General features: G+C 74.4%; 17 protein-coding genes. 9 read left to right on the top strand and 8 right to left on the bottom strand.

What is annotated here, in order from left to right; genetic code table 11:
* Positions 1–159 precede the first annotated feature (159 nt).
* Positions 160–1020, top strand: coding sequence for a PHP domain-containing protein (locus tag LIX60_RS10340; protein WP_227958170.1), 861 nt, complete (start codon positions 160–162; stop codon positions 1018–1020).
* A 114-nt stretch (positions 1021–1134) separates the two neighbouring features.
* Positions 1135–1740, top strand: a complete 606-nt coding sequence (locus tag LIX60_RS10335) for a MarC family protein (RefSeq protein ID WP_227958169.1) — start codon at positions 1135–1137, stop codon at positions 1738–1740.
* A 121-nt stretch (positions 1741–1861) separates the two neighbouring features.
* On the opposite strand, the gene LIX60_RS10330 is transcribed toward LIX60_RS10335, so the two are convergent.
* Entirely contained in the window at positions 1862–2014 is a 153-nt protein-coding gene (locus tag LIX60_RS10330) for a hypothetical protein (RefSeq protein WP_227958168.1), read from the bottom strand.
* 322 nt (positions 2015–2336) lie between these two features.
* On the opposite strand from LIX60_RS10330, the gene LIX60_RS10325 reads away from it, so the two are divergent.
* Positions 2337–3323, top strand: coding sequence for an NYN domain-containing protein (locus LIX60_RS10325; RefSeq protein WP_227958167.1), 987 nt, complete (start codon positions 2337–2339; stop codon positions 3321–3323).
* A gap of 58 nt (positions 3324–3381) precedes the next feature.
* On the opposite strand, the gene LIX60_RS10320 is transcribed toward LIX60_RS10325, so the two are convergent.
* Together LIX60_RS10320 and LIX60_RS10315 are read right to left on the bottom strand one after the other, a co-directional pair.
* Entirely contained in the window at positions 3382–4329 is a 948-nt protein-coding gene (locus LIX60_RS10320) for an alpha/beta fold hydrolase (RefSeq protein WP_227958166.1), read from the bottom strand.
* Positions 4330–4449: 120 nt separating this feature from the next.
* Positions 4450–6066, bottom strand: coding sequence for a DEAD/DEAH box helicase (locus LIX60_RS10315; protein WP_227958165.1), 1617 nt, complete (start codon positions 6064–6066; stop codon positions 4450–4452).
* Positions 6067–6594: 528 nt separating this feature from the next.
* On the opposite strand from LIX60_RS10315, the gene LIX60_RS10310 reads away from it, so the two are divergent.
* The gene (locus tag LIX60_RS10310; RefSeq protein ID WP_039822463.1) at positions 6595–7353 is read left to right on the top strand and encodes a ferritin-like fold-containing protein; all 759 of its coding nucleotides are present in this window, start codon (positions 6595–6597) and stop codon (positions 7351–7353) included.
* 59 nt (positions 7354–7412) lie between these two features.
* Here the strand turns inward: LIX60_RS10310 and LIX60_RS10305 are convergent, their stop codons facing one another.
* The 4 genes from LIX60_RS10305 to LIX60_RS10290 all read right to left on the bottom strand — a co-directional run bounded on the left by LIX60_RS10305 (position 7413) and on the right by LIX60_RS10290 (position 9343).
* Positions 7413–7679, bottom strand: coding sequence for a hypothetical protein (locus LIX60_RS10305; protein WP_019710172.1), 267 nt, complete (start codon positions 7677–7679; stop codon positions 7413–7415).
* A gap of 210 nt (positions 7680–7889) precedes the next feature.
* Positions 7890–8117, bottom strand: a complete 228-nt coding sequence (locus tag LIX60_RS10300) for a DUF3107 domain-containing protein (protein ID WP_019710171.1) — start codon at positions 8115–8117, stop codon at positions 7890–7892.
* A gap of 154 nt (positions 8118–8271) precedes the next feature.
* Positions 8272–8913: a TetR/AcrR family transcriptional regulator gene (locus tag LIX60_RS10295; protein ID WP_227958164.1), complete on the bottom strand. Its 642-nt coding sequence runs from the start codon at positions 8911–8913 to the stop codon at positions 8272–8274.
* A gap of 205 nt (positions 8914–9118) precedes the next feature.
* Positions 9119–9343 (bottom strand): hypothetical protein, encoded by a 225-nt coding sequence (locus LIX60_RS10290; protein ID WP_227958163.1) that lies wholly within the window; start codon positions 9341–9343, stop codon positions 9119–9121.
* 155 nt (positions 9344–9498) lie between these two features.
* On the opposite strand from LIX60_RS10290, the gene LIX60_RS10285 reads away from it, so the two are divergent.
* From LIX60_RS10285 to moeZ, 5 genes are all read left to right on the top strand, one after another.
* Entirely contained in the window at positions 9499–10470 is a 972-nt protein-coding gene (locus LIX60_RS10285; RefSeq protein ID WP_227958162.1) for an alpha/beta fold hydrolase, read from the top strand.
* 245 nt (positions 10471–10715) lie between these two features.
* Positions 10716–12038 (top strand): DUF3152 domain-containing protein, encoded by a 1323-nt coding sequence (locus LIX60_RS10280; RefSeq protein WP_227958160.1) that lies wholly within the window; start codon positions 10716–10718, stop codon positions 12036–12038.
* A gap of 861 nt (positions 12039–12899) precedes the next feature.
* Positions 12900–13853 carry an NAD(P)-dependent oxidoreductase gene (locus LIX60_RS10275; protein WP_227958159.1) on the top strand — a complete coding sequence of 318 codons (954 nt, stop codon included), beginning with the start codon at positions 12900–12902 and terminating at the stop codon, positions 13851–13853.
* Entirely contained in the window at positions 13841–14602 is a 762-nt protein-coding gene (locus tag LIX60_RS10270; protein WP_227958158.1) for a spherulation-specific family 4 protein, read from the top strand. Before LIX60_RS10275 ends, LIX60_RS10270 begins: the two co-directional genes overlap by 13 nt.
* Before the next feature lie 62 nt (positions 14603–14664).
* Positions 14665–15843, top strand: a complete 1179-nt coding sequence (moeZ, locus tag LIX60_RS10265) for an adenylyltransferase/sulfurtransferase MoeZ (RefSeq protein ID WP_227958157.1) — start codon at positions 14665–14667, stop codon at positions 15841–15843.
* Positions 15844–15972: 129 nt separating this feature from the next.
* Here the strand turns inward: moeZ and LIX60_RS10260 are convergent, their stop codons facing one another.
* Positions 15973–17580: an alpha/beta hydrolase gene (locus LIX60_RS10260; protein WP_227958156.1), complete on the bottom strand. Its 1608-nt coding sequence runs from the start codon at positions 17578–17580 to the stop codon at positions 15973–15975.
* Positions 17581–17587: the final 7 nt, after the last annotated feature.

Genomic DNA, 17587 nt, shown 5'->3' with positions numbered 1-17587 from the left:
GGCCCCCGCGGAGCCCTGCGGAGCCCCGCCCGGTTCTGCCGTGACGTGGGGCCCGGTGGTCCCGCAGGGGCAGGGCCGGACGGCCCCGGGCCGGCGCGCGGGCCGTCGGTAGACTGGGGCGTCGTCCCCACCGTCCCGAACCGTCCCTGGAGCCGTGCCGTGCGCATCGACCTGCACACCCACTCCACGGCCTCGGACGGTACCGACACCCCCGCCGAGCTGGTGCGGAACGCCGCCGCGGCCGGACTGGACGTGGTCGCGCTGACCGACCACGACACGGTCCGCGGCCACGCCGAAGCCGCCGCCGCGCTCCCGGAGGGGCTCACGCTGGTCACCGGCGCCGAGCTGTCCTGCCGTACGTCCGGCGGGACCGGGCTCCATCTGCTGGCCTACCTGTTCGACCCCGACGAGCCGGAGCTGGAGCGGGAACGGGAGCTGGTCCGGGACGACCGGGTGCCGCGCGCCCGGGCCATGGTCGCCAAACTGCGCGATCTGGGCGTCCCGGTCACCTGGGAGCAGGTGGCGCGGATCGCCGGTGACGGCTCCGTCGGCCGCCCGCACATCGCCACGGCCCTGGTCGAACTGGGGGTCGTCGGCAGTGTGCCGGACGCCTTCACCCCCGACTGGCTCGCGGACGGCGGACGGGCGTACGCCGCGAAGCACGAACTCGACCCGTTCGCGGCCGTCCGGCTGGTCCGGGCCGCCGGAGGGGTCACCGTCCTCGCCCACCCGCTGGCGGCGCGGCGCGGCGGCGCGCACGTCGGCGAGGACGAGATCGCGGAACTGGCCGGGGCCGGTCTCGACGGCGTCGAGGTGGACCACATGGACCACGACGCCACCGCCCGCGCCCGGCTGCGTGCCCTGGCCGGGGACCTCGGGCTGCTCACCACCGGATCGAGCGACTACCACGGCAGCCGCAAGACCTGCCGGCTCGGCGAGTACACCACCGACCCCGAGATCTACGGCGAGATCGTGCGCCGGGCCACCGGCGCCTTCCCCGTGCCCGGCACCGGCGGCTGAGCCCCGGCCGCTCCCGGCCCGTCCTCCCGGGCCCGTTCGCCCACGCCCCCATCCGGGCCGCGGCCGGCCGTCGGCCGTCCGTCTCCTCCACCCCTCTTCCCGCAAGGCGCCCCCGTGTTCGACGTCGCTCTCTTCGGTTCGGTCTTCGTCACCCTTTTCGTGATCATGGACCCGCCCGGTATCACTCCGATCTTCCTCGCCCTGACCTCCGGCCGGCCCACCAAGGTGCAGCGCCGGATGGCCCTCCAGGCGGTGTTCGTCGCCTTCGGCGTCATCGCCGTCTTCGGGGTCTTCGGGCAGCAGATCCTCGACTATCTGCATGTCTCCGTCCCGGCGCTGATGGTCGCGGGCGGGCTTCTGCTGCTGCTCATCGCCCTCGACCTGCTGACCGGCAAGACGGACGAGCCCACGCAGACCAAGGACGTCAATGTCGCGCTCGTCCCGCTGGGGATGCCGCTGCTGGCCGGGCCCGGCGCGATCGTCACCGTCATCCTGGCGGTGCGGGAGGCGGACGGCCTGGGCGGTCAGCTCGCGGTGTGGGCGGCCATCCTGGTGATGCACGGGGTGCTGTGGCTGGTCATGCGCTATTCACTGCTGGTCATCCGGCTGATCAAGGACGGCGGTGTGGTGCTGGTGACCAGGCTGTCCGGAATGCTGCTGTCGGCCATCGCGGTGCAGCAGATCGCCAACGGGATCATCCAGTTCGTCGAGCAGGCCTGACGCCGCGCCGGGTTGCTCCGGGCATGACCGCGCCCCCGTGCGCCGGGGCGTACGGGGGCGTGATCAGCCGGCCGGTCCGGCCGGATCGGCCGGGCGGCGCGGGCCGGCCGGGCGGCGCGGGTTACGAGGCCGGGGCCTCGGCCGGGCGGATGTAGAGGCGGCGGCCGGTCGCGGCCGCCTGCTGCACGATCCGGTTGACGGAGGCGGCGTCCACAACGCTGCAGTCGACGGCCGAGCCGTCGATGTCGTCGAGGTGCATGATCTGGAAGCGCAAGCGCTTCTCCCTTCGTCTGATCCTCCTGCGGAGAACTGCTGGTGCGGGGACGCGGACGCGGTCCCGCGGTGTCACGGCGGTCGTCCGGCCGTGGCGGAAGAGTGGTCGGCGGGGTGGGTCCGTCCCCGCCTCTCCCCGGTGCCAACGAGGTGCACGGTACAAACATTCCCTACGCTAACGAAATCTTTTCCCGGCCTAACCAATGCTCGGGCGGAACCGGGCGGCACCGCGGGCCCCGGGCGAAGCCGCGGGACCCGCCCCGGCCCTCCCCGGCCGCAGGCCGGTTGTGTCCTCCGGAGGGCCGCCCGGACAATGGAGTCCTATGGACGACGCCGCAGAGACCTCCCCGCTCCCGCTCCCGCGGCCGCCCGCGGGCGCGGACCCCGCACCGGAGCCGTACCCGGGCCCCGGGCTCGGCGAGATCGCGGCCGGTATCCGGCGGACCAACGAACTCCTGCAGCGGGTGCTCGCCGAAGTCGCCACCACACCCTCCACGCACGCCGTCTTCGCCGACGCCGGATACGTCTACGCGGCGGCCGGGCGGCTCGTCACGGGCGTGGAGGACCGGCGGGCCTTCGACCTCGACGCCGAGGGCCTGATCGAGGCCTTCATCGACAAGGCCCGCACGATCTTCCCGGACAGCCGGCTGCTCCGCGTCTACTGGTACGACGGCGCCCGCCGCCGGATCCACACCCCCGAGCAGCAGCGGATCGCCGAACTCCCCGACGTCAAGGTCCGGCTCGGCAACCTCAACGCCAACAACCAGCAGAAGGGCGTCGACTCCCTGATCCGCGGCGATCTGGAGTCCCTCGCCCGGCACCGCGCCATCAGCGACGCCGTGCTGATCGGCGGGGACGAGGACCTGGTCTCCGCCGTGGAGGCCGCCCAGGGCTACGGCGCCCGCGTCCACCTCTGGGGCATCGAGGCGGTGGCCGGCCGCAACCAGGCCGGTCCGCTGCTCTGGGAAGTGGACAGCCAGCGCGTCTTCGACCTGGAGTTCTGCAAGCCCTATGTCACCGGCCGGGGCGCCGCGGAGCCCGCCGGCGCCCCCGTGCTCTGCGAGGGGCACCCGCCCGGCCGGGAGGACGTACGGTTCGTTGGCGCCCGGATCGCCGCCCGCTGGCTGGCCGAGCGCGGCCGTGACGCCCTCGCCGAGATGCTGCCCGGCTATCCGTATCTCCCGCCCCAGGCGGACCAGGAACTGCTCAACGAGGCCGAGGAGCTGCTCCAGCACTCCCTGCGCGGCCACGCCGGTCTGCGCCGGATCCTGCGCGACGGCTTCTGGGACCATCTGCGTCCGCAGTACTGACGGCCGCCGGGGGCCGCGGCGGGCCGCGGCGGCCCTCCGGCCACCGGGCGGACAGCACTCAGCCCCCGCCCCCGGCCGCCGCCCAGAACCGCGCCAGCGCCCGAGCCGTCTCCTGCGGGCGCTCGGCGTTCGGCGAGTGCTCCGCGCCCTCGATGACGGTGCGCCGCGCGCCCAGCCGTACCGCCATCTCCTCCATCAGCGCCACCGGCCAGGCGTAGTCGACCGTGCCCGACAGCACGTGTTTCGGCAGCGGTACGGCGGCCAGCTCCGCCACCCGGTCCGGCTCGGCGATCAACTGCCGCCCGGTGGCGATCAGTTGTTCCGGCACCGTGGCCGTCCAGCGGCGGTGCAGGAAGGCCGCCGTGGCGTCGGGGACCTCCGGGGCGTCCGCGATGTCGGCCACCTCCGGGGTGCCCGCCGCGCCGTTGCCGACCCCGCCGGCCGCCCGGGCGTCGGACTCCCGCATGGCCTGCCAGACCGACTCCATGTCCATCACCCGCAGGGCGTCGACCAGCTGCCTGGTCCGGGCCCGCTGCGCCGGCGCGATCGCCGCCGGGCCGGAGCTCATCAGCGTCAGGGAAGTGAACGGCGCCGGGTCCAGCAGCACGGCGGCCCGGCCGATCAGCCCGCCGAGCGAGTGCCCCAGCAGATGCAGGGGTCCGGCCGGTGCGGCCCCGGGCGTCTCCGCCCGCACCGCCGCGGCCTGGGCGAGGAGGTCCCGGGCCAGCTCGGCCTGCGCGTAGGCGGACTCCTCGCGCGGGCCCCCGCTCTCGTGCTGCCCCCGCCCGTCCACCGCGACCACCCGGAAACCGGCCAGCGCCAGCGGCTCCAGCAGCGCGATGAAGTCCTCCTTGCTCCCCGTGTAGCCGGGAATCAGAAGGGCGGTGCCCCGGGGCGCCGTGCCCGCGGGCGGCAGGGCCTCGTGCACGGCGAAGGCGCCGCGCGCGGTGGGAAGACGGCGGGCCCGGGCGCACGCGGGCAGGGTGAGGAACGGCGGCCTGCTCATGGGCCCGAGGCTATCGGTCCGCACCGACGGCGAGGGAACGGCCGCCGGCCCCGGGCAGCCCCACGGCCCGGTTCCCCGCCGAGCGGAGGACCGGGCCGTGCGGCCGTGCGGTGGTGCGGGTCAGCTCTCCGGGGGAGCCTCGGCGGCGGCGGACGAACCGGCGCGGGTGCGACGGCGGCGGCGGGCCGGCTTCGCCTCGCCTCCGCCCGGGCCCTCGCCGTGGCCCTGCGGCGTCTCCCGCTGCGCCTCCGGGGCCGGGGCCGCGGCCTCCGGCTTGGCCGCGGCGCCCGAACGGGTGCGACGGCGGCGGCGCGGGGTCCGGGGCGCGGTGGCGTCGCCGTCCGCGGCGGAACCGGAGGCTCCGCCCGGGGCCGCGCCCTCGGCCGTGGCGACGGCCTGCTCCGCGGCGCCGGTCTCGCCGGCCAGCGGCTCGCCGGCCCGGGTGCGGCGGCGGGCGCGCGGAGTGCGGGTGCGCCGCGGGCGCTCCTCCTCCTTGGCCGCCGGTGCCCCGCCGCGTCCGCCGGTGGAGCGGCGGCCGCGTCCGCCGGTCTCACCGAGGTCCTCGATCTCCTCGGCGCCGAGACCGGCACGGGTCCGCTCGGCCCGCGGCAGGACGCCGGTGGTGCCCTCGGGGATGTTCAGCTGCTCGTACAGGTGCTCGGAGGTGGAGTAGGTCTCCTCCGGGTCGTCGAACGGCAGGTCCAGCGCCTTGTTGATCAGCTTCCAGCGCGGGATGTCGTCCCAGTCGACGAGGGTGACGGCGATGCCCGACTTGCCCGCGCGGCCGGTGCGGCCGATGCGGTGCAGGTAGGTCTTCTCGTCCTCCGGCGACTGGTAGTTGACGACGTGGGTGACGTTCTCGACGTCGATACCGCGCGCGGCGACGTCGGTGCAGACCAGCACATCGACCTTGCCGTTGCGGAAGGCGCGCAGCGCCTGCTCGCGCGCTCCCTGGCCGAGGTCCCCGTGGACGGCGCCGGAGGCGAAGCCCCGGCGGGCGAGCTGGTCGGCGATGTCGGCGGCCGTCCGCTTGGTGCGGCAGAAGATCATCGTGAGCCCGCGGCCCTCGGCCTGGAGGATGCGGGAGACCATCTCCGGCTTGTCCATGGAGTGCGCGCGGTAGACGAACTGCTCGGTGTTGGCCACCGTCTGGCCCGCGTCGTCCGGGGTGGTCGCGCTGATGTGCGTGGGCTGCGACATGTAGCGCCGGGCGAGGGAGATGACCTGCCCGGGCATGGTGGCCGAGAAGAGCATGGTCTGCCGCTTGGCCGGCAGCAGCTGGATGATCCGCTCCACGTCCGGCAGGAAGCCCAGGTCGAGCATCTCGTCGGCCTCGTCGAGGACGAGCACGCGGACGGCGGAGAGGTCCAGCTTCCGCTGGCCCGCCAGGTCGAGCAGCCGGCCCGGGGTGCCGACGACGACGTCGACGCCCTTCTTGAGCGCCTCGACCTGCGGCTCGTACGCGCGGCCGCCGTAGATGGCGACGACGCGCACGTTGCGGACCTTGCCCGCGGTGAGCAGGTCGTTGGTGACCTGCTGGCACAGCTCGCGGGTGGGGACGACCACGAGCGCCTGCGGGGCGTCGGTCAGCTGCCCGGCCTCGGCACGGCCGGCCTCGACGTCGGCGGGGACGGTCACGCGCTCCAGGATCGGCAGGCCGAAGCCGAGCGTCTTGCCGGTGCCGGTCTTGGCCTGGCCGATGACGTCGGAGCCGGAGAGCGCGACGGGGAGGGTCATCTCCTGGATCGGGAAGGGGGACGTGATGCCGACGGCCTCAAGGGCCTCGGCGGTCTCGGGAAGGATCCCGATGTCTCGGAACGTAGTCAGGGTCTTGCCTCTTCTGTGAGACGCGACACGAGGCGGCGGAGGGGGTCAGTACCGCGCCGGTTCATCGGCCGGTCACCGGGACCTGCCGGACAGTGCGGGACCACTGCCTCCGCATCACGCGCTCGCGTCACGAGCGGTTCCCTCATGTGCGGTCCGTACGGTGGTACGCACCGCGGGAGGGCGGTCGGGGTTGGAAGCCGATCGGCCAACCGACCGGGCATCCGCTGGGGTGCTGAGGGATGTGCCTCAGGTGACTCCACATGCGACGGACTCCTGGGGGAGGACTCCACGTGCTCCACATGCGACGGACCCGCCGGTATTCGGCGGGCGCAATACCACTGTACCCCGGAATCGCGCATTTGTATTGGGTCCTTCTCGCTCCCGGGCCGTACGGGAGGGGTCGGCCGGCCCCTCCCGGGCCGCCACGGGCGGACTATTCTGCGCTGCATGGAGACGCCCGACGAGACCCCCGACGCAACCACCGACCCTGCCGAGCAGCACACCGGGATCGCCGCCCAGAACTGGGCCGAGGCATCCGCCGACCCGCAGTACCGGGCGGCCGTGGTGGATCTGCTGGGCGCCCTGGCGTACGGCGAGCTCGCCGCCTTCGAGCGGCTGGCCGAGGACGCCAAGATGGCGCCGACCCTGGAGGACAAGGCGGAGCTGGCGAAGATGGCCTCCGCCGAGTTCCACCACTTCGAGCGGCTGCGGGACCGGCTGAGCGCGATCGACGCGGAGCCGAAGACGGCCATGGAGCCCTTCGCCGCGGCCCTGGACGGCTTCCACCGCCAGACCGCCCCCTCGGACTGGCTGGAGGGCCTGGTCAAGGCGTACGTCGGCGACTCCATCGCCAGCGACTTCTACCGGGAGGTGGCCGTCCGGCTGGACTCCGACACCCGGGATCTGATGCTGCAGGTCCTGGACGACACCGGGCACGCGAGCTTCGCGGTGGAGCGGGTGCGGGCCGCCATCGAGGCCGAGCCGCGGGTCGGCGGGCGGCTGGCGCTCTGGGCACGGCGGCTGATGGGCGAGGCGCTCAGCCAGGCGCAGCGGGTGGTCGCGGAGCGGGACGCGCTCTCCACGATGCTGGTCGGCGGTCTCGCGGACGGCTTCGACCTCGCCGAGGTGGGACGGATGTTCTCCCGGATCACGGAGGCGCACACCAAGCGGATGGCGGCACTGGGTCTCGCCGCCTGAGGCCGCTCGGGCGCGGGGGCCGGGAAGGCCGGGGGCTGGCGGTCGGTCGGGTGGGACCGTCAGGCCGCGGCCGACCGGCGCATCCGCCCCGGCCTGCGGACCAGCAGCGACAGCAGCGCGGCGGCGACGACGAGGGCCCCGGTCAGGCTCGCGAGGGCGTGGTCCGGCCCCACCACCGTGCGCGTGATCAGGCAGCCGAAGAGGGCCGCGACGGGGCCGGTGGCGTACACCAGCGGCGAGGCCGGGAGACGGCCGGACAGCCACCGCACCCCGGCGGAGGCGACGGCGAGGCCGATCAGAACCGATCCCAGGGCTTCCCACAGCATCGCAGCGTCCCTCCCGTTTCCGTGGCCGGCGGACGGCGCGGCGCCGGCCCCTGCTGCGTCGTACCCCGCGCCTCCGGACGGTAATCCTCCGGGTCCGGTGGGTGGTTCGGGTGGCTCCGGCCGGGCCCCGGTACGCGGACGCGCGGCGGCCCGGTGGTCGTTGGACCACCGGGCCGCCGCGCGTGCGGTGTGCTGCGGGTCTGTCCCGGTCTACAGGGCGCCGAAGCCGACCTTGCGGACCGCCTGCTCGCCGATCTCCACATAGGCGAGCTTCTCGGACGGCACCAGAACCTTGCGGCCGTGCTCGTCGACCAGGGTCAGCAGCTGTGCCTTGCCGGCGAGCGCGTCCGCCACCGCACGCTCGACCTCGTCGGCAGTCTGCGCGCTCTCGAGAACGATCTCCCGAGGCGTGTGCTGCACGCCGATCTTGACCTCCACGGCTATGTCCCTCCGACGTTTTCGGTTTCCCCGGCGAACGGGCCCGGGGAAGGGTGCGCGGCCTGCCGCGCCGTACGCAGGCAAGATTAGCCCCGTCCGGGACCCGTACCCGTGTACGGCCGCACGCTTGCGGCGAACACGGGACGGCGCCGGATCAGTCCTGCTGGTTCGAGCCGTGCAGCGGGAAGCCGGCGATACCGCGCCAGGAGAGCGAGGAGATCAGCTTGGCCGCGGCGTCGCGCGGCACCTGCTGGCCCGAGGCGAGCCAGTAGCGGGCGGTGATCTGGGCCATGCCGCACATGCCGACGGCGAGCAGCATCGCTTCCTCGGACGGCAGGTCGGTGTCCTCGGCGATCACTTCGCTGACGGCCTTGGCGCTCTCCAGGCTGACGCGCTCGACGCGCTCGGCGACGGCCGGCTCGTTGGTGAGGTCCGATTCGAAGACCAGCCGGAAGGCGCCGCCCTTGTTCTCGACGTACGCGAAGTAGGCGTCGATGGTGGCCTCGACGCGCAGCTTGTTGTCGGAGGTCGAGGCCAGAGCCGTGCGGACGGCGTCCAGGAGGGCGTCGCAGTGCTGGTCCAGCAGGGCGAGGTAGAGATCGAGCTTGCCGGGGAAGTGCTGGTAGAGCACCGGCTTGCTGACCCCCGCGCGCTCGGCGATGTCGTCCATCGCCGCGGCGTGGTACCCCTGGGCCACGAAGACCTCCTGGGCGGCCCCCAGGAGCTGGTTGCGACGGGCTCGGCGCGGCAGGCGCGTGCCCCGCGGGCGCGCCTCGGTCTGCTCGATGGCTGTCACGCCGCCTCCCAAAATTCGTTCCGTGCACGGTGAGCACCGCGCCGCCATCGTACTTTCGGGTAACCCGGCTGTGCGCGGTGCCGACCGACAATTTCACCGACCGGACAGGGCATTGCGGAGATATGGGGCGAACCGCCCCGGTGGCGGGCCGGCTCCCGGCTCCGGCGCCGGCGTTCCCGGCCCTCCGGGTGCGGCTGCCGGTGGCTCAGCGGTAGTCCTCCTCGTCGATCTCCACCACCCGGGCCTGCTCCACGGCGTCGGCCGGGTTGGCGGCGTCGGGGACGTGGTCGGGCAGCGGGGCGTCCTCCTGCTCCAGGAGTTCGGCGCGCTGTTCGGCGGCGTCCGCCTCGGGGGTCTCGATGTCGGGCTCCTCCTCGCCGGGGCCGGTCTCGTCCTCGAAGGTGTCCGGTTCTGTGGGATCTGCTGACATGCGTGCTTCCCTTTCCAGGCCGAGCGCTCTTACACCGAACCCGAGCTCTCCGTACCGAGCCTAGGAGCAGCGGCGGTCCCCCGCTATGCGGGCCCGGTGCGCTGTGTGACGGCGGACACACGGGAGGGGGTGTGATCGTCTCGTAACATTGCGGCATGTCGTCGACCGAACTGCCGTGGGCCCGCGCCGCGGCCGAGGTGACCGGGGCGCACGGGGCCGCGGCCGTCCCCGGTGAGGAAGTGCGGACCGTCGCCCTGCCCGGACTGACCCTCGCCGTCCGTACCCGGCCGCCCGTCCGCGAGGGGCTGCCGCCCGCGCTGTACGTCCACGGGCTCGGCGGCTCCTCCGCCAACTGGTCCGCCCTGATGCGGGAGTTGACGGGGCATCTGGACGCGGAGGCGGTGGACCTCCCGGGTTTCGGCTTCTCCCCGCCGCCCGACGACGGCAACTACTCGATATCCGGGCATGCCCGCGCCGTCATACGGCTGCTGGAGGCCTCCCGCCGCGGCCCCGTCCATCTGTTCGGGAATTCCCTCGGGGGAGCCGTTGTCACCCGCGTCGCGGCGGTCCGTCCCGACCTGGTGCGCACCCTCACCCTGGTCTCGCCCGCGCTGCCCGAGCGGCGCCCCCAGCTGTCCGCCGTCCCGACCGGACTGCTCGCGGTGCCCGGCGCGGCCGCCCTGTTCAGCCGCGTGACCAGGGACTGGACGGCCGAGCGGCGCACCCGCGAAGTGCTCACGCTCTGCTACGGAGACCCGGCGCGCGTGGACGCCGAGGGGTTCCGCGCCGCCGTCGCGGAGTACGAGCGGCGCCTCGGACTGCCGTATTTCTGGGACGTGATGACACGCTCGGCCCGGGGTGTGGTGGACGCGTACACCCTCGGCGGGCAACACTCTCTGTGGCGGCAGGCCGAGCGGGTGCTCGCACCGACCCTGCTCGTCTACGGCGGTCGCGACCGGCTCGTATCCTTCCGGATGGCCCGCCGGGCGTCCTCGGCCTTCCGCGACTCCCGGCTTCTCGCTCTGCCGGAGGCCGGACACGTAGCAATGATGGAATACCCGGAGGCGGTGGCGCGGGCCTTCCGCGAACTGCTGCACGAGACGACCGCTGATGCGGGCAGGAGCTGAAGCGACGCGTGGGACGTCATAGCCGTCGGAGCCGCACCGAGCCGGCCGGGGACACCGGATCCCCCGGGCCGGACGCGCCGGCCGCCACCGGAACACCCGCCGGTCCGGGCGCGGGCCGGCGCGGGCCGGCCGTGGCGACGGCTCCCGGCGCACCGTACGAACGCCCCCGGGCGCCCAGGGCCCCGCGGCCGCAGGACGGCCCGTACGGCACGCCTCCGCAGGGCACTCCGGCGCGGGGCACCCCGGTGTACGGCACCCCGCCGCGGGGCACGCCCGCGTACGGCACACCCCCGCACGGGACGCCCGCCCACGGGACGCCCGCCCACGGCACCCCGGTGTACGGCACCCCGCCGCACGGCGTTCCCGCCCACGGGACACCGCCGCACGGCACGCCCCGGGTCCGCGGCGGGCACCCCCAGCAGTACGAGGGCGGCGGCGGCTGGGGCGCCGCGACCGCGCGCCCGGCGCCGTACGCCACGGGTGTCGCCCCGCCGCTGCGGCCGGCGTCCGGGACCGTGCCGAGGCCCCGGCAGGACTTCGTCGAGGCGTTCGACGACGGGGTGTTCCCGGCCCGTACCCCCGCGCCGCCCGCCCGGCCGCGGCCCGGCGGTCCGGACGGCGGCCGCGGACCCGAGCCCTCGGCGGCGGGCGGCGAACCGCCGGAGGACGGCGACGGGGTTGGCACGGGGGGCACGGGCGGCGGTGACGACCCCGACCGCCAGGCCCGCCACTCCGGGACCGGTGAGACCGCGGAGAAGGGCGGCAGGGGCCGCGCCTTCACCGGGGTCGCGGCGGCCGCCGTGACGACCGTGCTGGCGATCGTCGTGGCCGGACAGGTCGCCGACGGCGGCCCGAACAGCGATGCCGCCCCGGTGCTCGGCGGCGGACAGCGTGACGACGGCGCGGGGCTCTCCCGCTCCGACGACCGCAAGGCGGTGGAACAGCCCGGCGGCGTGGTCCGGAAGCCGCAACGGCTGTCGTACGCGGACCGGTTGGCGCGCAAGGACACCCTCGACCCGCAGCTCGCCGGCCCCGGCGCCTTCCGAACCGTCGGCAGTCCGGCGGAGGGCACCGGCAAGGGGCAGGTGGTGCGCTACCGCGTCGACGTCGAGAAGGACCTCCCGCTGGACGGCGACCTCTTCGCCGAGGCCGTCCACCGCACCCTCAACGACGAGCGGAGCTGGTCCCGGGGCGGGGCCCGCACCTTCGACCGGGTGACCGGCGCCGACGCGGACTTCGTGATCACGCTGGCCAGCCCCGGGACGACCGGGGTCTGGTGCGCCAAGTCCGGACTCGACACCACCGTGGACAACGTTTCCTGCGACTCGGCGTCCACCCCGCGGGTGCTGATCAACGCCTACCGCTGGGCGCGGGGTTCGAAGACCTTCGGCGACGACATCGCCGGGTACCGCCAGATGCTGATCAACCACGAGGTGGGCCACCGGCTCGGCCTGAACCACCGGTCCTGCACCGCGCAGGGCGCGTTGGCGCCGGTGATGATGCAGCAGACCAAATCGCTCTCCTCGGCCGGCATCACCTGCCGGCCGAACGCCTGGCCGTTCCCGTAGCCTCCGGGCCGCCCGGGCCGGGGACGCTGCTTCACCGTCCGCCCGTCCGCCCGCCGCTCCACCACCGGCCCGCCGCGGCCCCGCCTCCCGCCGGGCTTCGGCGGGGCGGCTGCCGGGGCGCAGTGGCGTGCGCCGGTGCCACGTGATGTCACGGCCCTGCCTGCTGCTTCCGGGCGTGCGGCCTTGCTGCTCCCGGGCGTGCGGCGGGCCGGGTGAGGCCCGGTGACAGCCGCCCGGCGCCAGGGAAGATGATCACGCAACGCCTCCGGGCCTGAAAAGTCACGAGCATTCACCCCTTTTGGTGGTGCTGCGGACAACCGTCCGTCGGGCCGCCCGGCGGCCTCGTACGGTCGTCCCGCTGTCCGCCGGACGGCCTTGCGGAGACAGGTGGTGCACTCGTGCGCGTTGGCGTATTCACGGAACGTGTGGGTCCGTATGCGACCCGTGAGGCAGAGGCGTCCCGGGGCGCCCCGGGACCGCGGGGCGCGGGTTGTGCCGCGGCACCCTCCGCCGGCCTCCGCGGCAGGGCCTCCCGGGCGGAGGCGGAACGTTCCGCTCCCATCGCCGGCCGTCCCCCGCCGCCGGGTCCCCGCCCCGCGCGCCGGGTGCGCTGATCACCGGCAGACCGTCACGGCCGGAAAACACCACCGGCTCCCCTCCCCGCCCGCCGCGACCCCCCGCCGCGGCGTCACCCGGCGGCCCCCACCCCGGCCGCCCCGCCGGTTCCCGCACGGAACCGGGCTCCGCCCTTCCCGAATCGCAAGGAGAACGAGACATGACGTCACGCGACTTCCGAACCGGCGCCCCGGGTCCGTCCCGCCGCACCGGCGACCTCGCCGGCCGGAAGCGGGAGGGCGGGCGATGAGGGTGCTGCTGATCGGTGCCAACGGCTTCATCGGACGGCATGTCGCCGAACGGCTGCTCGCGGACCCCGCCGCGCAGCTCACCGCGCTCGGCCGGGGCGACGACGCCGACGTCCGCTTCGACCTGGCCGGCGGCAGCCCCGGCGCGCTGGCCCGCTTCCTGGACGCGGTGCACCCCGGTGTGGTCGTCAACTGCGCGGGAACCACCCGCGGCGGTGCCCGGGAGCTGACCCGGCACAACACCGTCGCCGTGGCGACGATCTGCGAGGCCCTGCGCCGCAGCCGCTGCGGTGCGCGGCTGGTGCAGGTGGGCTGCTCCTCGGAGTACGGGCCCGCGCAGTCCGGCTCCTCCACGGCCGAGGACGCGGTGCCGCGCCCCGGCGGGCCGTACGGGGTGAGCAAGCTGGCGGCGACCGAGCTGGTTCTCGGCTCGGACCTGGACGCCGTGGTGCTGCGGGTGTTCTCGCCGGCCGGGCCCGGTACGCCGGCGGGCTCGCCGCTCGGCCGGCTCGCCGAGGCCATGCGGCGGTCCATCCAGTCGGGCGACACCGAACTCAGAGTCGGCGGCCTCGGCGTGCAGCGCGACTTCGTGGACGTACGGGACGTGGCGCGCGCCGTGCACGCGGCCTCCCTGTCGGCCGCCCAGGGCGTCGTCAACATCGGGACCGGACGGGCCGTGCGGCTGCGGGACGTGGCCGGAGTGCTTGCGCGGGTGGCCGGATTCGGCGGAGCTGTCCGCGAGCTGGACATCGCGTCTCAGCGCGGGCCCGGCGGAGGCGGGACGGGGGAGCAGCAGCCGCCCCCGCCGTCCCCGCATCCGTACCCCGACGGCTGCGGCGCCTGGCAGCAGGCGGACGTGCGCACCGCCCGCGACCGCCTCGGCTGGCGGCCCCGGATCGCTCTGGAGGAGTCGCTCGCCGACATCTGGATGGAGGCGGCATGTCGTCTCTGACCCGGAGCGGTCCCCGCCGGGACGTGAGAGCGGCAGCGCCCGGCCGGCCGGGCGTCGGCGTGCCCGGCTGCGCGCATCCGCTGCTCGCCCCCGCGGAGTGGACGGCTCTCACCCGTCCGCACACCCCGCTGGACTGGGCGGTCCTCGACGTCGCGCGCGGGCCGGGCGCGCTGCCCGACCCGCGCTGCCTGGAGGCGGCCGGACGGCTGCGGAACGGCGGGGTGCGGGTCCTCGGCCTGCTGGACCTGGGCCACGGCACCCGGCCGTTCGGCGAGATCGTCCGGGACGCGCGGCGGTTCACCGAGTGGTACCGGACGGACGGCTTCTATCTGCGCCGCTGCCCGGGCCGGTACGCCGCCCTCGACGGGGTCCGCCGCCTCGCGGACGCCCTGCTGGCGCTGCGGCAGGACGCGCATCTGGTGCTGGAGCACGGGCTGCACCCGGACCCCGGCTTCGCGGAGATCCCGGGCTGCCAGCTGGTGACCTTCGCCGGGCCGTGGGCGGAGTACCGCTGGTCACAGGCGCCGGAGTGGACGGCGGAGTACCCTCCGGAGCGGTTCTGCCACCTGGTCCACTGCCTGCCGCGCGGCCATCTGGAGCAGGCGCTGCGGACCGCCCGCTGGCTGGGGGCCGGGACCGTCTACTTCACGGACCGGACCGACCGCGGCGACGCCGGGGGCCCCTGGGAGGCGCTGCCCGGGTACTGGGACGAATTCGTCTCGCGGATCGGAACGCGTGTCTCGGAATGAGAAGGGGCGTGGCAGTGTTACGGAGAGAACCAACTGTCCTCTTAACGACCAACGGAGTCCCCGTGTCGCTGCCACCCCTGGTCGAGCCGGCCGCCGAGCTCACCGTCGACGAGGTCCGCAGGTACTCCCGCCACCTGATCATCCCGGATGTCGGGATGGACGGGCAGAAGCGGCTCAAGAACGCCAAGGTGCTGGCCGTCGGGGCCGGAGGGCTGGGCTCGCCGACCCTGATGTACCTCGCCGCCGCGGGCGTGGGCACCCTCGGCATCGTCGAGTTCGACGAGGTGGACGAGTCCAACCTGCAGCGCCAGGTCATCCACAGCCAGGCCGACATCGGCCGGCCCAAGGCGGAGTCCGCCCGGGACACCATCCAGGGCATCAACCCCTACGTCGACGTCCGGATCCACGCGGAGCGGCTGGACAGCTCCAATGTGATGGAGATCTTCGCCGAGTACGACCTGATCGTGGACGGCACGGACAACTTCGCCACCCGCTACCTGGTGAACGACGCCTGCGTGCTGCTGAACAAGCCGTACGTCTGGGGTTCGATCTACCGCTTCGACGGCCAGGCCTCGGTCTTCTGGAGCGAGCACGGGCCGTGCTACCGCTGCCTCTACCCGGAGCCGCCGCCGCCGGGCATGGTCCCGTCCTGCGCCGAGGGCGGCGTGCTCGGCGTGCTCTGCGCGTCGATCGGGTCGATCCAGACCAATGAGGCGATCAAGCTGCTGGCCGGCATCGGCGAGCCGCTGCTCGGCCGGCTGATGATCTACGACGCCCTGGAGATGACGTACCGGCAGGTCAAGGTCCGCAAGGACCCGAACTGCGCGGTCTGCGGCGAGAACCCGACCGTCACCGAGCTCATCGACTACGAGGCCTTCTGCGGTGTCGTCTCCGAGGAGGCGCAGGAGGCGGCGGCGGGCTCCACGATCACTCCGGCGCAGCTCAAGGAGTGGATCGACAGCGATGAGAAGATCGACATCATCGATGTCCGGGAGCCCAACGAGTACGAGATCGTCTCGATCCCCGGGGCGCGGCTGATCCCCAAGAACGAGTTCCTGATGGGCACCGCCCTTCAGGACCTGCCCCAGGACCGGAAGATCGTCTTGCACTGCAAGACGGGTGTCCGCTCCGCGGAAGTCCTCGCGGTTCTGAAGAACGCGGGCTTCTCGGACGCCGTCCACGTCGGCGGCGGCGTGATCGGCTGGGTCCACCAGATAGAGCCGGACAAGCCGGTCTACTGACCGGCGGTGCCGGCGGCCCGGCCGGCACGGGTCCGCGGAAGGCCCCTCGCGCACCGAGCGGTGCGCCGGGGGGCCTTCCCGCGTGTCCGGGGGCGCCGTCCGGGCCCCGGCCCGTCCGGCGGGCGGGGCTCAGGAGCAGGTCGTGCCGTCCTCGGGGACCTCGCCGTCGAGGAAGTAGGCGTCGACGGTCTCCTTCATGCAGGCGTTCCCCGAGCTGTACGCGCCGTGGCCCTCGCCCTCGTACGTCAGATGGACGCCCACGCCCTCGCCGAGCCCGTCGGCCATGATCTTCGCGCCCTCGTAGGGCGTCGCCGGGTCGCCGGTGGTGCCGATCACCAGGATCGGATCAGCGCCCTCCGCGCTCACCTCCGGGCGGCCCGCGTCCTCCCGCACCGGCCAGCCGGCGCACCAGCCGGCCAGGTCCCAGGCCAGGAACTCCCCGAAGACCGGGGAGAGTTCGCGGAACTCCGGCAGGAGTTCACGGGCCTCGCCGAGACTCATCCGGTCGGCGGAGTCGGCGCAGGATATGGCCCGTTGGGAGTGGCTCTGGCTGCTGTACCGGCCGTTCTCGTCCCGGTCGTTGTAGGCGTCGGCCAGGGCGAGCAGCCGGCTGCCGGTGCCCGCTTCGAACGCCTCCCGCAGGGCGCCGGTCAGCTGTTCCCACAGCTGCTCGGTGTAGAGGGCGCGGACGATGCCGGTGCGGGCCAGGGACTCGGTCAGCTCGCGTCCGCCGGAGGCCGGGAGCGGATCGCGGTCCAGCCGGCGCAGCAGTCCGGCGATCTTCTCGGCGCCGGCCGCCGGATCGCCGCCGGCCGGGCAGGCCGCGCCCTGTGCGGCGCAGTCGGCGAGGTAGTTGTCCAGCGCCCGCTGGAAGCCGGTGGTCTGGTTGCGCGCGTGCCGCACGTCGTCCGCTGAGGGGTCGCTCACCGCGTCGAGCACCAGCCGCCCCACCCGCTGCGGGAAGAGGTGGGCGTAGACGGCGCCGAGCCGGGTTCCGTAGGAGAAGCCGAGGTAGTGGAGCTTGTCGTCACCGAGGACCGCGCGGAGCAGGTCCAGGTCGCGGGCCGCGCTCTCGGTGCCGACGTGGGGCAGCACCGCGCCGGACCGGCGCTCGCAGCCGGCCGCGAAGTCCTTGGCGTCGGCCAGGAACGCCTTCTCCTCCGCCGTGTCGTCCGGTGTGTGGTCGAGCCGGGACGCCGCGGCCTCCATCGCGTCGCTGTCCCGGCAGACCACCCCGGAGCTCCCGGCGACGCCGCGCGGGTCGAAGCCCACCAGGTCGTACCGGGAGTTCAGGTCGTCGAAGACGGTGCCCCAGCCGGGGAGGCTGGCCACCCCGGAGTTGCCGGGGCCGCCGAAGTTGAGCAGGAGTGAGCCGATCCGCTCCCCGCGGCCGGTGGCCCGGGCGCGGATCAGGGCGATGGAGAGGGTGTCGCCGTCCGGGTCGGCGTAGTCCAGCGGTGCCTCGACCGTGGCGCACTGCCAGCGGGCCCCGGGAGCCCGGCCCGTGGAGCCGAGCGCCGCGGCCGGTGCCCCGCACTCCTTCCAGCGCGGCTTCTGGCCGGTCAACGCGGCGGGCAGGGAGGGCGGTTCCCCGCCGTCCGCGCCGGGGGAGGCGGACACGGCGGCCTTCCCGGGCGAGCTCCCCTCCCCCTTCTCCTTGTCCCCGCACGCGGCCGTGGTGGCGGCCAGCAGCAGCGCGACGGCGGCCAGCGCCCCGGCCCGGACGGTTCTGGACATGTGGGCT

The sequence above is a fragment of the Streptomyces sp. S07_1.15 genome, assembly GCF_020739505.1.
Lineage (GTDB): Bacteria > Actinomycetota > Actinomycetes > Streptomycetales > Streptomycetaceae > Streptomyces > Streptomyces xinghaiensis.
The sequence above is the reverse complement of the archived record's forward strand: the minus strand, read 5'-3'. Positions and strand labels throughout refer to the sequence as shown.

Excerpts from the sequence above, each read along its gene's own strand:
- LIX60_RS10325 (WP_227958167.1), top strand. The coding sequence starts at position 2,337 with ATGGACGACGCCGCAGAGACCTCCCCGCTCCCGCTCCCGCGGCCGCCC.
- LIX60_RS10320 (WP_227958166.1), bottom strand. The coding sequence starts at position 4,329 with ATGAGCAGGCCGCCGTTCCTCACCCTGCCCGCGTGCGCCCGGGCCCGC.
- LIX60_RS10315 (WP_227958165.1), bottom strand. The coding sequence starts at position 6,066 with ATGACCCTCCCCGTCGCGCTCTCCGGCTCCGACGTCATCGGCCAGGCC.
- LIX60_RS10305 (WP_019710172.1), bottom strand. The coding sequence starts at position 7,679 with ATGCTGTGGGAAGCCCTGGGATCGGTTCTGATCGGCCTCGCCGTCGCC.
- LIX60_RS10290 (WP_227958163.1), bottom strand. The coding sequence starts at position 9,343 with ATGTCAGCAGATCCCACAGAACCGGACACCTTCGAGGACGAGACCGGC.
- LIX60_RS10285 (WP_227958162.1), top strand. The coding sequence starts at position 9,499 with ATGTCGTCGACCGAACTGCCGTGGGCCCGCGCCGCGGCCGAGGTGACC.
- LIX60_RS10275 (WP_227958159.1), top strand. The coding sequence starts at position 12,900 with ATGAGGGTGCTGCTGATCGGTGCCAACGGCTTCATCGGACGGCATGTC.
- LIX60_RS10270 (WP_227958158.1), top strand. The coding sequence starts at position 13,841 with ATGTCGTCTCTGACCCGGAGCGGTCCCCGCCGGGACGTGAGAGCGGCA.
- LIX60_RS10260 (WP_227958156.1), bottom strand. The coding sequence starts at position 17,580 with ATGTCCAGAACCGTCCGGGCCGGGGCGCTGGCCGCCGTCGCGCTGCTG.